The sequence below is a fragment of the Aestuariibacter sp. GS-14 genome, assembly GCF_006494365.1.
Taxonomy (GTDB): Bacteria; Pseudomonadota; Gammaproteobacteria; order Enterobacterales; family Alteromonadaceae; genus Alteromonas; species Alteromonas mangrovi.
This window is the reverse complement of the sequence record NZ_VHIP01000013.1, coordinates 11,032-25,712: the sequence shown is the minus strand read 5'-3', so window position 1 is coordinate 25,712 and position 14,681 is coordinate 11,032. Positions and strand designations below refer to the sequence as shown.

Annotated in this window: 12 protein-coding genes; 8 read left to right on the top strand and 4 right to left on the bottom strand. The window is 48.8% G+C overall.

Going from position 1 to position 14,681, the window contains the following annotated elements; translation table 11 throughout:
- Positions 1-114 precede the first annotated feature (114 nt).
- A complete protein-coding gene (locus tag FJ444_RS16855) occupies positions 115-1,023 on the bottom strand; it encodes a LysR family transcriptional regulator (protein WP_140960245.1) in 909 nt (302 codons plus the stop codon).
- Positions 1,024-1,114: 91 nt separating this feature from the next.
- Here FJ444_RS16855 and FJ444_RS16850 point away from each other — a divergent pair, with 91 nt between their 5' ends.
- The 8 genes from FJ444_RS16850 (at position 1,115) to FJ444_RS16815 (ending at position 10,880) form a co-directional block, all read left to right on the top strand.
- On the top strand, positions 1,115-2,203 hold the full coding sequence (locus FJ444_RS16850) for an efflux RND transporter periplasmic adaptor subunit (RefSeq protein ID WP_181405200.1): 1,089 nt from the start codon (positions 1,115-1,117) through the stop codon (positions 2,201-2,203).
- A 2-nt stretch (positions 2,204-2,205) separates the two neighbouring features.
- Positions 2,206-5,271, top strand: a complete 3,066-nt coding sequence (locus FJ444_RS16845) for an efflux RND transporter permease subunit (RefSeq protein WP_140960241.1) — start codon at positions 2,206-2,208, stop codon at positions 5,269-5,271.
- Positions 5,272-5,523: 252 nt separating this feature from the next.
- Positions 5,524-5,715, top strand: coding sequence for a CsbD family protein (locus tag FJ444_RS16840; protein ID WP_140960239.1), 192 nt, complete (start codon positions 5,524-5,526; stop codon positions 5,713-5,715).
- Between the two features lie 54 nt (positions 5,716-5,769).
- On the top strand, positions 5,770-6,309 hold the full coding sequence (locus FJ444_RS16835) for an isochorismatase family protein (RefSeq protein WP_140960237.1): 540 nt from the start codon (positions 5,770-5,772) through the stop codon (positions 6,307-6,309).
- A 204-nt stretch (positions 6,310-6,513) separates the two neighbouring features.
- Positions 6,514-7,494, top strand: a complete 981-nt coding sequence (gene pheS, locus FJ444_RS16830) for a phenylalanine--tRNA ligase subunit alpha (protein WP_140960235.1) — start codon at positions 6,514-6,516, stop codon at positions 7,492-7,494.
- 12 nt (positions 7,495-7,506) lie between these two features.
- Positions 7,507-9,894, top strand: coding sequence for a phenylalanine--tRNA ligase subunit beta (pheT, locus tag FJ444_RS16825; protein WP_140960234.1), 2,388 nt, complete (start codon positions 7,507-7,509; stop codon positions 9,892-9,894).
- A gap of 3 nt (positions 9,895-9,897) precedes the next feature.
- A complete protein-coding gene (ihfA, locus tag FJ444_RS16820) occupies positions 9,898-10,197 on the top strand; it encodes an integration host factor subunit alpha (RefSeq protein ID WP_073324884.1) in 300 nt (99 codons plus the stop codon).
- Positions 10,198-10,322: 125 nt separating this feature from the next.
- Positions 10,323-10,880: a hypothetical protein gene (locus tag FJ444_RS16815; RefSeq protein WP_140960232.1), complete on the top strand. Its 558-nt coding sequence runs from the start codon at positions 10,323-10,325 to the stop codon at positions 10,878-10,880.
- Positions 10,881-10,900: 20 nt separating this feature from the next.
- On the opposite strand, the gene FJ444_RS16810 is transcribed toward FJ444_RS16815, so the two are convergent.
- The 3 genes from FJ444_RS16810 to FJ444_RS16800 are packed head-to-tail and all read right to left on the bottom strand — an operon-like array spanning position 10,901 to position 14,359.
- The gene (locus tag FJ444_RS16810) at positions 10,901-11,581 is read right to left on the bottom strand and encodes a phytanoyl-CoA dioxygenase family protein (protein ID WP_140960230.1); all 681 of its coding nucleotides are present in this window, start codon (positions 11,579-11,581) and stop codon (positions 10,901-10,903) included.
- 9 nt (positions 11,582-11,590) lie between these two features.
- Positions 11,591-12,058 carry a Cys-tRNA(Pro) deacylase gene (ybaK, locus tag FJ444_RS16805; RefSeq protein ID WP_140960442.1) on the bottom strand — a complete coding sequence of 156 codons (468 nt, stop codon included), beginning with the start codon at positions 12,056-12,058 and terminating at the stop codon, positions 11,591-11,593.
- A 9-nt stretch (positions 12,059-12,067) separates the two neighbouring features.
- Positions 12,068-14,359, bottom strand: a complete 2,292-nt coding sequence (locus tag FJ444_RS16800) for a penicillin acylase family protein (protein WP_140960228.1) — start codon at positions 14,357-14,359, stop codon at positions 12,068-12,070.
- Positions 14,360-14,681 lie beyond the last annotated feature (322 nt).

Genomic DNA, 14,681 nt, shown 5'->3' with positions numbered 1-14,681 from the left:
CCACACCGACGTTTTGGCATACGCCCGGTCAATGAAAGCTGAATTGATTGCCAATTGGTATTACCACCACCAGCATTTCAGGTTTAGTAAACCATTTGCGCTTTAAGCTGCGTTTCACGTTGAGAGTCCTTGTGATTGCACAATGTTAATTAATTGCTGCCACAGAAATTCACTTACCGGGCCATATTGTTCACCCAGCTTACGTACGGCACTAATTTCTCCGCGGATACTGCTGGTAACATCGCTTAAGTTTAAAGCCACTAATTCCCCCAAAGCCAGCTCTTCCGATACTTTATCGCGAGGAATATAACCCCATCCTGCGCCTTTCATAAGCAATGCTTTTTGTGTATCGCTGTCGTTTGTACGAATAGTAAATGCGGGTACCACGCCCATCATCTTCTCAATATCAATATCAATATCGAATGCCTGGGGCATCAGCAGAGGCAAATCGTGTAGATGACTGGAATGTTTGGGCGGTGTGTGCAAATTCCGCAGGCAGCTAACATGTAAAACGGCAATTACTTCAAACTGGCCGAAAGGCAGGGTGTCGAACGTCGCTAGTTCATGGAAACTGTGCATCCAGGGGGTAATGGCAATATCTGCAGTGCCTTTGATAACCTTCTGCAACGCGCCTAGTCGGGCCACCGAGGTTAAGTAGAGCTCTGTGTGAGGAAACGCCTGTTGTGTATTGATAACTGCATCGTAAATGTTGAACTGCTGGCAAATGGTATCAAATACCAGCTCAACTTTACGCTCGTGGTCACGGTTAAGGTGGGCAGCCAGGCCTGATATATCGGCTTGTTGCCTGAGTAAATACCGGCAGTGCGGCAACATGCGCTGTCCATCTTCAGTTAATTGCAGGCGGTTACCGCTTTTTTGCAATAAACTTAGCTTAAATTCTTCCTGTAGCCGTTTAATGGCAATGGATATTGCGGGTTGTGTTTTATGTAACTGCTCGGCAGCACGGGCAATACTCCCCAGTTCGGCTACCGTTACAAACATGCGGAGTTGTTCAAGGGTCATAAATTTAATTTAATATATGGCTAAAATAGATTAAATATTATTTTGGTATGGATTGGCGTATATTGCCAGCATAAGCTTTAGGAGAATGTGTGTGACCCAACGATTTCATATTCAAATCAGTGCCGTATTGGCATTGGTTGGCGTGCTGGCAGGCTGTGGCGGACAAGCTGATGTGGCGCCGGTAAGTAAAGATCAAACCAAGCTGGTGAAGGCAATTACACTCACTTTGGGAGATACGGGGGGCTACCGTGAATTCCCCGCCGTAGTGGAAGCCAGTGAAGACGCCACGCTGGCGTTTCGCGTATCCGGTGAGTTGTCGGAATTATTGGTAACGTCCGGACAAATGGTACAGTCGGGTCAGCTACTGGCGAAATTAGACCCCACTGACTACCAAATCGCTGTAGATCAGGCCCAGGCCAATTACGACTTGGCAAGAGTGCAGTACGACCGCGCAAAAACATTGCTGGAGAAGCAATTGGCGTCAAAAGCCGGTTTTGATGAAGCCAATGCGCAGTTACAAGTGGCCGCAGCGGCGTTAAAGTCAGCCAAGACCAACCTGGCCTATACGCAATTACATGCACCGTTTGGTGGACAAGTTGCACAGCGCTTTGTAGAAAATTACGAAAGTGTCACCGCTCAACAGCCCGTATTTTCGTTACAGAAAAATACGGTAGTGGATGTGGCCATTCAAATTCCGGAAGATTTGCTGTCTAACCTGGATAAAGAAGCTACCTATCAGCCTGAGGTTAGATTCGACACGCATCCGGATGAAGTATTTCGCGCAACCTTAAAGGAATATGACGCTGATGCCGATCCGGCAACCAACACCTATAAGGTGGTATTTCAGTTACCCCGCCCTGATAGCTTTAACGTATTTCCGGGCATGTCGGCCACGGTGCGTGCACAGCTGGATCAGGTAATGAAAGTGAAGAGTGGTGGCTGGAATGTACCCGCATCAGCCGTGTTTGCCGATGCTGAAAATGCCCAGCAAAGTTATGTGTTTGTGATCACTGACACTATGACACTGGAAAAACGGGCGGTAACGCTCGGCGGTATTTCGGAGCAGGGTTTTAAAATTATCCAGGGGTTAAACACTTCAGAACAAATTGTTGAAGCGGGGGTTCACCGCCTGAACGCTGGCGATACAGTACGGATTTGGCAAAAAGAACGGGGGCTGTAGTTGTGAACATCGCCAGTTATTTTGTTAATAATCGCACATCCAGTTGGATGGTAACCCTCATTTTGTTATTAGGTGGGATCATTGCGTTTTTAAATTTGGGGCGGCTCGAAGATCCGCAGTTCACCATTAAACAAGCCATGGTGATCACCCTGTACCCGGGCGCTTCGCCTACACAGGTAGAAGAAGAGGTAACCTATCCCATAGAAAATGCTATTCAGCAATTGCCTTATGTAGACAATATTCAGTCTGTTTCAACCGCCGGTAAATCCCAGATCATGGTAGAAATGAAAAGTATCTACCGCAAAGACGACCTGCGCGGGATATGGGAGGAGATGCGTCGTAAAATCAATGATTTGACACCATCGTTACCATCGGGTGTGTACCCGCCCAAAATCATCGACGATTTTGCCGACGTGTACGGCATGCTCATCGCTGTAACTGGTGATGGCTATCAGTATAAAGACATTAATGATTACGTGGATTTCTTAAAGCGCGAACTGGTGCTGGTTGACGGGGTAGGCAAAGTTACCCTGCAAGGCGAGCAGGACGAGCAGGTTTTCGTAGAAATATCGCGTTCTAAAATCGTGTCGCTGGGGATCAGCCCAAGTCGTATCAGCTCTTTGCTGGTTACACAGAATCAGGTATCCAATGCCGGAAAGGTAAAAATTGGTGATGAATATATTCGCATTTACCCAACCGGCGAATTTGAGTCGGTTAAAGAACTGGAAAACCTGTTAATTAGCCAGGCGGGCGCGTCTGAGCAAATTTACTTAGGTGATGTAGCGCGTGTTTACCGGGGCTATGAAGAAGTACCAGATAACTTAATCCATTACGCCGGGCAACAGGCTTTGCTGCTGGGGATTTCATTCGCCGATGGCGTGAATGTAGTGGAAGTGGGGGAACGTATTCAGCAACGCATGCAGGAGCTTGAATACATGCGTCCGGTTGGTATGGATACTGATTTCATTTATAACCAGCCGGCTGAGGTAGATAAGTCGGTGTACGGGTTTATGTTAAACCTGGCCGAAGCCGTGGGCATAGTGATTGTAGTGCTACTGCTGTTTATGGGACTCAAGTCTGGGCTGTTAATTGGACTTATACTGCTGCTTACTGTGCTGGGCACGTTTATCTTTATGCAGCAGATGGACATAAACTTGCAGCGTATTTCACTGGGAGCATTAATTATAGCCCTGGGGATGCTGGTTGATAATGCCATTGTGGTTACCGAAGGGATCCTGATAGGCATGAAGCGCGGTATGAGCAAACGCGATGCCGCTGCACAGGTAGTGAGCCAGAACATGTGGCCCCTATTAGGTGCCACAGTGATTGCAATCATTGCCTTTGCGCCGATTGGCCTGTCGAGCGATGCTACCGGTGAGTTTGCTGGCAGCCTGTTCTGGGTATTGTTTGTTAGCCTGTTACTGAGCTGGGTAACCGCAATCACATTGACGCCTTTCTTTGCTTCATTACTGTTTAAAGATGAGGACAATAGTAATGAAGGCGAACTTAAAAACAGTGAAGACATTTACAAAGGCATCATATTTGATGTGTTCAGTGGCGCGTTGAGCATTGCCCTGCGCTGGCGCTGGCTTACCGTTACTATCATGGTTGCGTTACTGGTGAGTGCTGTTATTGCGTTTGGGCAGGTTAAGCAGGCATTTTTCCCGCCGTCGACTACCCCCATGTTCCTGGTTGACGTATGGCATAAAGCCGGCACCGATATTCGTGTGAATGCCCAGAAAATGGGTGAAATTGAAAAGCACATGCTACAGCAGGATGGGGTAGAGGAAGTTACTACCACGGTTGGTCAGGGATTGGCGCGCTTCATGCTCACTTACAAAACCGAAAAAAGCTATCCCACTTACGCTCAGTTGGTGATCCGCATGCGCGATGGAGAAGCGCTGGAAACTCAATTGCCCAAGTTGCGTGACTATATGGAATCTGAGCATAGCGAGATGTTCTTCAAAATTAAGCGGCTGGAAATTGGGCCCTCTACCGATGCTAAAATTGAAGCGCGTTTTAGTGGCCCCGATCCGTTGGTACTGCGTCAATTGTCGGAAGAAGCCAAACGCGTATTAGAAAGCGACCCCGGTGCGCGTAATATTCGCGATAACTGGCGTCAGCAAACCAAAGTGATCCGCCCGGTGTTTAATGAAGCGGCCGCAAGACGGGTAGGCATTAGCAAAGCTGACTTGGATAGCTTGTTGTTAACCAGCTTCAGCGGTGCCCAAATTGGCGTGTATCGCGATGGTACAGATTTGCTGCCTATCATCAGCAGGCCTCCACCGGAGGAGCGCCTTACGGCGGATAATCTGGAAAACCTGCAAATTTATTCGTCTACTGCACAGCAGTTTATTCCGATTACCCAAATTGTGCGCAAGTTCGACGTAGTATGGGAAGATCCTATTATTATGCGCCGCGACCGCAAGCGCACCATTACGGTGATGGCCGATCACGATATTTTAGGTACTGAAACGGCTGCCAAGCTTTTCTCTCGGGTACGTGGCCAAATTGAAGCGATTGCATTACCTGTGGGCTATGAGTTGGAGTGGGGGGGCGAGTTTGAGGCCTCTACCAAAGCACAAAAAGCCATTTTTGGTTCGCTGCCGCTGGGTTACCTGATCATGTTTATTACCACCGTATTGCTATTTGCCTCTGCGCGAATCGCTGGGATTATCTGGGCATGTATTCCATTGGCACTCATCGGAGTAAGTTACGGATTATTGATTACCGGCGCACCGTTTGGCTTTATGGCGTTACTGGGTTTCCTGAGCTTGTCGGGCATGATCATTAAAAATGGTATCGTGCTGGTTGAGCAGGTAAAGCTGGAACTGGAAGAAGGCAAAGCACCTTATTCTGCCTTGTTTCATGCAACCTTGAGTCGTGTGCGGCCGGTATGCATGGCGGCAATTACTACCATTTTGGGCATGATCCCGCTGTTGTTTGACGACTTCTTTGCCAGTATGGCCGTGGTGATCATGTTTGGTCTGGGCTTTGCCACCTTACTGACGCTGGTGTTTGTGCCGGTGTTGTACAGCCTGGTATTTAAAATAAAGCCTGCTCACTAACGAAAATTCCATAAAAAACCCGGCCTGATCCACCACGCCGGGTTTTTTGTAAGTATTTCACTCAGGTATGACTTCGCTACAAACTGCACAGCTAATTGATTCGTAACTTATTGGTTTTAATAAGGTTAATAATGGTACGTATTTAGCAGATATCCATTTATGCGCAAGATTGCTACAGCTAGTGATGGCACAGCGCATAAGGCCCGGCGAAGGTCTGTTCGGGTAATTCTTCTGAATACTATGGAGCGAACTATGAATACCGATATAGCGAAAGGCAAATGGTTACAACTTACTGGTACAGTTAAGCAGAAGTGGGGCAAACTTACCCAGGATGAAGTTGAGCAAATGGAAGGAAAGTTTGAGGTTTTCTACGGCAAAATGCAGGAAAAATATGGCATGAGCAAAGAAAAAGCCCGTCGCGAATTTAACGCACTTCAATCATAAAGGTGATACATTGGCACTGGGCAAAATAGCCAGTGCCAATGAGGAGCAATCACTATGTTAACCCTGTCAGATACCGGCCTGATACTGATTGATGTGCAAGGCAAGCTGGCCACACTGGTCGCCAATAGTAACGAAACTCTGGGTGCGGTAAGTACGTTAATTCAAGGGTCGCAATTACTGGGACTGCCCGTGATTTGGGTGGAGCAATTGCCAGACAAACTCGGTGCAACCCTACCGGCAGTTGCAGCACATTTAAGTGGTTGTGAACCCTACGCTAAATCAACCTTCAGTGCGCTTGGCAACAGCGTAATTTCACAGGCTATAGCATCAACCGGGCGCAAAGATTGGCTGGTTTGCGGCATTGAAGCACATATTTGTGTATATCAAACCGTATGTGACTTGTTGGAAAAAGGTTACAACGCACACGTGGTGAGTGACGCTGTGTCTTCCAGAAATCCGGAACACAAAGCCCTGGCGCTGGATAAAATGCAACGTTCAGGCGCTGTGCTAACCTGTGTGGAAATGGCACTGTATGAGTTACTACAGCGGGCCGATATACCCGAATTTAAAGCAATCCTGCCGCTTGTAAAATAGCGGAACACACGTTTAGCCATAAAAAACCTGCAATTTTGCAGGTTTTTGCATTTTATTTGCTGAAATCAGCCCGTTAGGGTAGCCGTGCCTTTTATCCTTTGTGTAAAATGTCGGCCTTTTACAGATCCGGCCGTTTAGCAGCATTGATGCCTTTAGCCAAGCCGGATTTGCCACACAGTAATTTTGTACCAAATTGGGGTAATCATGGAGCTTGAAGCGATAGTCAGTCAGGCGAAAGCCGAGATTGATGCTGCCAGCGATGCAGCCACGCTCGACCAGGTTCGGGTGGAGTTCATGGGTAAAAAGGGCAAACTAACTGACCTGTTGAAAGGGTTGGGCCAGTTGTCTGCTGAAGAACGTCCACTCGCCGGGCAAAAAATTAACGAAGCAAAGCAAATTATTCAACAGGCCATAGGCGAAAAGGGCGATGCCCTGCGCGCAGCCGAGATGAATCAAAAGCTGGCCGAAGAAGCGGTAGATGTAACCTTGCCAGGCCGTACAGAGTTTGCAGGTAACTTGCATCCGGTGTCACGCACTATCATGCGTATCGAGCAATTCTTTGGTGAACTGGGCTTTGCGGTTAAAACCGGTCCGGAAGTGGAAGACAGCTTCCACAACTTTGACGCGTTGAATATTCCGGCTAATCACCCGGCCCGTGCCGACCATGATACCTTCTACTTTAACCCGGAAATTATGTTGCGCACGCAAACGTCGGGTGTACAAATTCGCACCATGGAAGCAGAAAAGCCACCTTTGCGTATTATTTCACCCGGACGCGTTTACCGTAACGATTACGATCAGACTCACACGCCTATGTTCCACCAGGTAGAAGGCCTGATGGTTGATAAAAATGTGAGCTTTACTGAGCTGAAAGGCATTCTGCACGACTTCCTGCAAAACTTCTTCGAGGAGTCATTACAGGTACGCTTCCGTCCATCTTACTTCCCGTTCACTGAACCTTCTGCAGAGGTAGATGTAATGGGTAAGAATGGCCAGTGGCTGGAGGTACTCGGTTGCGGTATGGTGCATCCCAATGTACTGCGTGCGGTGGGTATCGACCCGGAAGAATACACTGGTTTCGCCTTTGGAATGGGCGTTGAGCGTTTAACCATGTTGCGTTACGGCGTGAATGATTTGCGCGCGTTTTTCGAAAACGACCTCCGTTTCCTCAAGCAGTTCAACTAAGGCGGCATCAACATGAAATTCAGTGAAAAGTGGTTAAGAGAATGGGTTAACCCTGCTGCGTCACAGGATGAACTGTGCGAACAGCTTAGCATGGCGGGGCTGGAAGTAGACGGCGTTGAGCCGGTTGCGGGAGATTTCTCTGGCGTAGTAGTAGGCGAGGTGGTTGAGTGTGGACAACACCCTGACGCAGACAAATTGCGCGTAACAAAAGTTAACGTAGGCGAAGACGAATTACTGGACATCGTTTGTGGTGCACCAAACTGCCGTCTTGGCCTGAAAGTGGCTGTCGCCAAAGTGGGCGCTGTATTGCCGGGTGATTTTAAGATCAAGAAAGCAAAACTGCGAGGACAGCCGTCTCACGGTATGCTGTGCAGCTTTTCTGAGCTGGGTATCAGTGACGATCACAGCGGTATTATTGAATTACCACTGGATGCGCCCATTGGTGCAGACATCCGCGATTACCTGAGCTTAAACGATGTTACGATTGAAGTAGATTTAACGCCCAATCGCGCCGATTGTCTTGGTGTTCGCGGTATCGCCCGCGAGGTTGGCGTATTAAATAATGCCGACGTAACCGAACCTCAGATTGAAGCGGTTGCGCCAACTATTGAAGACAAGCTGGCCATTACGTTAAGTGCGCCGGATGCATGTCCGCGCTATCTTGGCCGGGTAGTAAAGGGCGTAAATGTAAAAGCCCAATCACCACTGTGGTTAACGGAAAAACTGCGTCGCAGCGGCATTCGTAGCATCGACCCCATTGTTGATGTGACTAACTTTGTGCTGCTTGAACTGGGTCACCCAATGCATGCTTTTAATCTGGCTTCCATTGAAGGCGGAATTAATGTCCGTATGGCGCATGCCGGTGAATCTCTGACACTGCTGGATGAAACTACGGTAGAACTGAAAGACAACACCCTGGTGATTGCCGATGACAACAAAGCGCTGGCAATGGCGGGGATTTTTGGTGGCCTGCACTCAGGTACTGATGAGACGACTACTGACATTCTGCTGGAAAGTGCGTTCTTCGCGCCGGATGCCATTATGGGTAAAGCGCGCCAGTATGGTTTGCACACCGATGCGTCGCACCGCTATGAGCGAGGTGTTGACCCGCAATTACAAGCTACCGCAATGGAACGGGCAACACGCCTGATTCTGGATATCTGTGGTGGTGAAGCGGGCCCGGTAGTGGAAGCTGTGAATGAAGCAACATTACCTGTGCAACCGGAAGTTACCCTGCGCAAAGCGCGCCTGAAGCGCGTACTGGGTATTGATATTGCCGACGCCACTGTGGCTGAAATTCTGGCCAGATTGGGTATGCAAGCAGCAGAATCAGCCGAAGGCTGGGTTGCGAAAGCACCGTCCTATCGCTTTGACATTGCCATTGAAGAAGATTTGATTGAAGAAGTGGCCCGTGTATACGGCTACAACAGTATTCCTAATATGGCGCCGGTTGCAGCACTGTCGATGATACCGGCCAGCGAGGCAACATTGTCGCTGAATACCGTGAAATCGGTGTTGCTCAATCGCGGCTACAACGAAGCCATTACGTATTCGTTTGTGGATCCTAAAATTCAAAATCTGTTGTTCCCTGATAGCAATGGACTGGTACTGCCGCATCCGATTTCGGCTGACATGTCGATTATGCGTGTAAGTTTATGGCCGGGCTTATTGCAAGCCGCCTCTTATAACCAAAAGCGCCAGCAGAATCGCATTCGTTTGTTCGAAACTGGCTTGCGCTTTGTGCCTGATGCCGCTGCGCCTAATGGCATTAATCAGCAGCCAATGCTGGCGGGTGTGCTTGCTGGTCGGCGCTTAGCTGAACACTGGGACGGCACTGATTCAGCCGTTGATTTCTTTGATGCCAAAGCCGATGTTGAGGCGCTGCTGGGATTAACGGGTAAGAGCAAGCAGGTGAGCTTCAAAGCTGAAGCGCACTCAGCCTTGCACCCTGGTATGTCTGCCGCCGTGTATCTGGACGACAAACACATTGGCTGGCTGGGTGCGATTCACCCGCAGTTCACCAAAAAGCTGGGTACTAACGGACGCGTATTTGTATTTGAGCTGCAATTAAGCGCGGTAACACAGCGCGATTTGCCACAGGCAAAAGCCATTTCCAAGTTCCCTGCAAACCGCCGTGATATTGCTATTACGGTGGCAGAAAACGTAGCGGTAGGTGACATAATAAAATTCATTGAAAAAAATAGCGCAAATCAATTAGTTGGCCTAAACTTGTTCGATGTGTATACTGGTCAAGGAATAGCCGAGGGCTATAAGAGCCTGGCCTTATCACTGATCCTGCAGGATCCCGACAAAACGTTGGAAGATGCAGAGATCCAAGCGGTGGTAGATTCAGTGGTTAAAGGGCTTGAATCTGAATTCGGGGCAGCGTTAAGAGAGTAAATTATGGCATTAACCAAGGCCGAGATGGCTGAACACTTATTCGAAAAACTGGGTATCAACAAAAAAGACGCTAAGGATTTGGTGGAGGCGTTTTTTGAAGAAATCAAAGGCGCACTGGAATCCGGTGAACAAGTGAAACTCTCCGGGTTTGGTAACTTTGATTTACGCGATAAAAATGAACGGCCTGGCCGCAACCCAAAAACGGGTGAGGACATTCCGATCAAAGCACGTCGCGTGGTTACCTTCCGCCCAGGTCAGAAGCTCAAAAGTCGGGTGGAAAACTCCAAACCGCCTACTGAGTAATTGTCTGACATAACATCTTAAATGGATTGGCCAGCAGTTCTGCTGGCCATCTGATGCTGTTTGTAAAGCATGGCTTTATTAACAGACCGTCTAACCTACACGTAGTTTTGGGGTAGGAATTGCTTATGACATTTCGCAAAGGCTTAATATTAGCCGTTGTTTTGCTATTTGCCGCTGCCGGGATTTGGGTAAGTCAATCTGTCGAGCCAGTTAACAATGAACAAGACGATACTGACTTGGCGTCGCTGTCATTTCGTCAGCAAATATTGCACGCCAGTGATTTAATGGCGGGTGTTAAAGTGGCCATTAAGCAGCAAGATGAACAAGCGCTTCAAGCGTGGCAACAAAAAGCGGTGGACGTAGCGAAAGCCGCAGAATTGAGTGAACAGGACATTGAGTTTATTGCGTCTAATGAAGGGTTGGAATACCTGCAATTTCACGCAAATCGTGCCTTGTTCAACGATGAACTACTGCAACGTTACCATTCTTTATCTGGCATTGACGATTTAAAAGCACAATACCCTCAAGCGCAGGATTTGTTTGCTAAAGCCGACAACATGATTGCGCAACGCGATGCCATCATCAATGAAATAGCCATTGAGCTTGGTGGCGTAAATCCTCCTGAAAAGGTGGCACTGGAAGAAGCCCGACGTCTGTGGCTACAGCGTTTTACAAGTAACTAAGCGCAATTAGTTACTTACACTCAGGCCCAGTTAATCCCCTTTGGCAGCGAGTAACCACTGTACTCCAAATGCAAAACCCGTCGTTGTGACGGGTTTTGTGCTTTTGACGAGGCGTGGAGCAAATGCGGACGCATTACAAGCGCATCACCAATAGCTGCCTCGCAAAGTACCGTGCATTCTAGTTGAACTATTCGTTGAATGTCGATGTGCGAAAGCAAACCTTGCTGATGACTTTCAGGGATAACTTTTAAGCAGCCATTGTCAGCATTTGCCGGATCTAAATGTATCCGCATGGTTATCATATTGTTCAGGACGGCAAGTGGTGCCTGGACATGCAATGTACCGTCTTTTGTGCTCCACGGGCCCCATTCTGGCTCATCGATTCTGGCTGAAATTGATACCGTTTTGTCCTGGTGCCATGAGACCAACCAATTGTTATCACTCGTTTTGTTAAATACGATGGCACGAACCAATTGTGCTTTACCAGTTAGATATTGCTTTACAACATTCTGCAATTTATCGGCGTGCGCGAGTTGGTAAATCGCCTCAAATTTCTTGTCGGCATTGCGAATACCGCCCGTACCTACGGGGAGTTTATACTGGTCCAGTTCTTCACAAATAACTCGGCAATCGGCTGAAGACAAAAAGCCGCTGATAAGTTCGTAACCTGAAGGCAGAGATGCAGTTTCCAGTTCCGTCATAAACTAAAACTAGCCTGCTAACGCGGCAAACTTACCCCGTGTCAGGCTGGCTAAATCCTGCGGGCTTAATTCGATTTCCAGGCCACGCTTACCCGCACTTACAAATATAGTGCTAAACGGCTCTGCCGAAGCGTCGATAAAGGTGGGCAGGGCTTTTTTCTGGCCTAAAGGGCTAACTCCCCCAAGCACATAGCCGGTGGTGCGTTCCACTTTTTGCGGATTGCCCATTTGCGCCTTTTTTGCGCCTGCCACTTTAGCTAACTGCTTTAAATTGAGCTGATGCGTAACGGGTACCACCGCGACCACCAGCGCGCCTGTGTCTAATTCTGCCACCAGGGTTTTAAATACCTGCTCAGGCGGCAGCGAGAGCTTTTCAGCAGCCTCCAAGCCGTACGACGCAGCTTGTTTGTCATGCGTATATTTATGCACTTTGTGGGCAATTTTCTTTCGCTCAGCAGCCACAATACCCGGTGTCATCATTTTCTCCTATTGAGGTGTGAAGGATAAGGTATGGACGGGCGTACCGGGAAGTAACGGCGTTAAACGCTGCTCGGCGTAATCCATAAACCCAGCCCGGTAGAACGGCGACAACGGATGACCCGACTGGCCACCTGGAAGTGTCAGCACTGCACTATCGAGTTTGCCCGGACGCACAAATAATCGTTCTGATGCACCAAATGCAGGCTGTTGAACAGACGGCATATAGGTATCGCCAAATCCTTCAACTTCCGGCATGTTCAGGTATTTACCCAGTACCGGAATTTGCTTAGCAAACGGGTGAGTAATGGCCAGCGTATTCACTTTGCCCCAGCGCAGGGAAGAAAGGTCTTCACTTTTACCAAAATCGGCTTCCAGTGACGCTTTGGCCGCTTCATATTGCGCCAGCATAAATGACTGCCAATCATCGTGACCTTTGGGTAACCAGCCCGGAGGCTCATTGCGAATGAGTTGCCATATAGCTGGCTCTAAATACCGGCTCAATGGTCGCAGTGAGAGATCTTTAGCGGATAACGCGTCGGCAACCGGATTAAATGCAGCAGAAATCACCTGCTGACGGAAGTGCTTCACTAACGTGTAACCTACTGAATCGGCGCAAGCACAATTACCCCAGTTTTCCAGCGCGTTGATATCGCTGGCAAAATAGCCACTGTTGCGATTGAGTAACTGACGCAACAAAGCATGCCATGGCTGCAGAAAGCGGGCTTCGTTGTCTAACTGGATCTGATAGAAACGGCCTTCGTCGAACTGGTTGTAGTCAAATAAACGATCGCGAATTTGTTGCGCGCGTGCCCCCAGTGCATAGCCACCATCGCCGAAGCGTTTGGCATCGTCGGCACTCATTACCCGGGAATTACCGGTCCAGATGCGCTTGGTATCGGGGTTCATCACAACCGGCAAATCCATCTCATCTATATCCCATCCGCTGGCGGCTTGTGATTCAGGTACCGCGATGTCTTTTGGAACCTGACGCCCAGGTACGGCACCGCCTGGCATCCAGGCAATATTGCCGCCGGTATCACCCATGACGAAGTTTTGTACCGGGATCCCCAGTTTACGCACAGTTGGAATGGCTTGTAGCACACTTAACTGCGTGTCCATTTGCATGAGATTTAAATTGGCAGAGTAGGGCTGATGTGCAACCCATTGTAATGCGTAATAGCGATCGCCGATTTGTTTTACTGGCCCCCACTGACTCTCGAGGCGGATGTAACGGTGTGCTTCGCCTTTTACCAGAATCGTTTCTTCTACTTCGGTAAGGCTGGCCGGATCGCGAATTTCCACCCAGTCTGCGGTATCGATATAGGCATTGGTGAAGCCCCAGGCAATATGGCCATTGGTCCCCACAATAATACCGGGTACGCCAGGCAGCGATACACCGGTAATGTTTACATCGTAGTCATCGCGGGCGTAGTTTAACTGGGTGCGGTACCAGATAATCGGCACCCTGAAGCCCAGATGCATATCGTTGGCCAGTAACGCACCGCCACCGTCGGTGAGATCGCCACTAACAATCCAGTTATTGCTGCCCACTTCCGGATTAAACGGCAGCACGTTGGTGTTCAACTGCGCGGTGAGTGCCTCTGCCGGCAATGGGGGAATTTCAGCCTCGAACTGCTGACGGCTGCCATCCAGCGCTGCCTGATACTGACTGGACTGTAAAATAAAGTCCACTATGGGCTGGCCATACTGCTTTTCCAGTTCGGTTAAAGCTAAATCTCTTTCAAGTGTATTGCCCTGCAAATCCAGATACATGCTGTATACCACCAGCAGGCTATCCGCTTCCGTCCAGGGTTTGATATCGAAGCCAGTAAGGATGTATTCAAACGGTTTTGCGCCCAGCTCGCTGATGGCCTGGTTTACGCCTTTAGCGTATTGGGCCAGTGCCTGTTGTTGCCAGTCTGGTAAAGTGGGCAGAATGCGTTCTGCACGGCGACGGAATTGATGAAAGCGGTTGTTTTTGTCGACGTTTAGCGCTACGTCTCCCAGCCACTCCGATAGCTCTCCTGCGGCAACACGACGCTGTAAATCCATTTGAAACAGTCTGTCCTGTCCGTGGGCATAGCCTAACAAATAAACGGCATCCATTTGGTTTGCCGCAGTGATCACAGCTTGTCCCAGTGCATCACGGGATAAACTGGCGGGATGGCTGATATGGCTAATCTGCATTTGCCCATCGAGTACCGGTAAGCTTTGCGATAGGGTAACGTACACCGTTGCACCGGCGATGAGCACAATGGCAATAACGCCAATAAACAACCATTTAATCCACTTGAGCATGGGAAGGTCCTTGTAATTACATTTCTGCATGAAAACAGAAGCTTAATCGGAACAGTTTACAAGACGATGAAATGCAAATGCCAGTGAATTATAGCAAACAGGTCTGACCGGATTGCGACGAAGGGGTATTGGTTCAAATCTCATCTCGCGGTAAGCTGGCTAAAAGGTCATTAGACCGATAACAATAACATCCATAAAATCAAATAGTAGCGATGCCATCTGTACGCATGTTTTCAGACAGATACCGTTACATTAAGGGCAGTGAGCGTTATTCAGGCCCGTTTACAGCGTCAGGACGCCACAACTGCTTCAGGCAAACAGG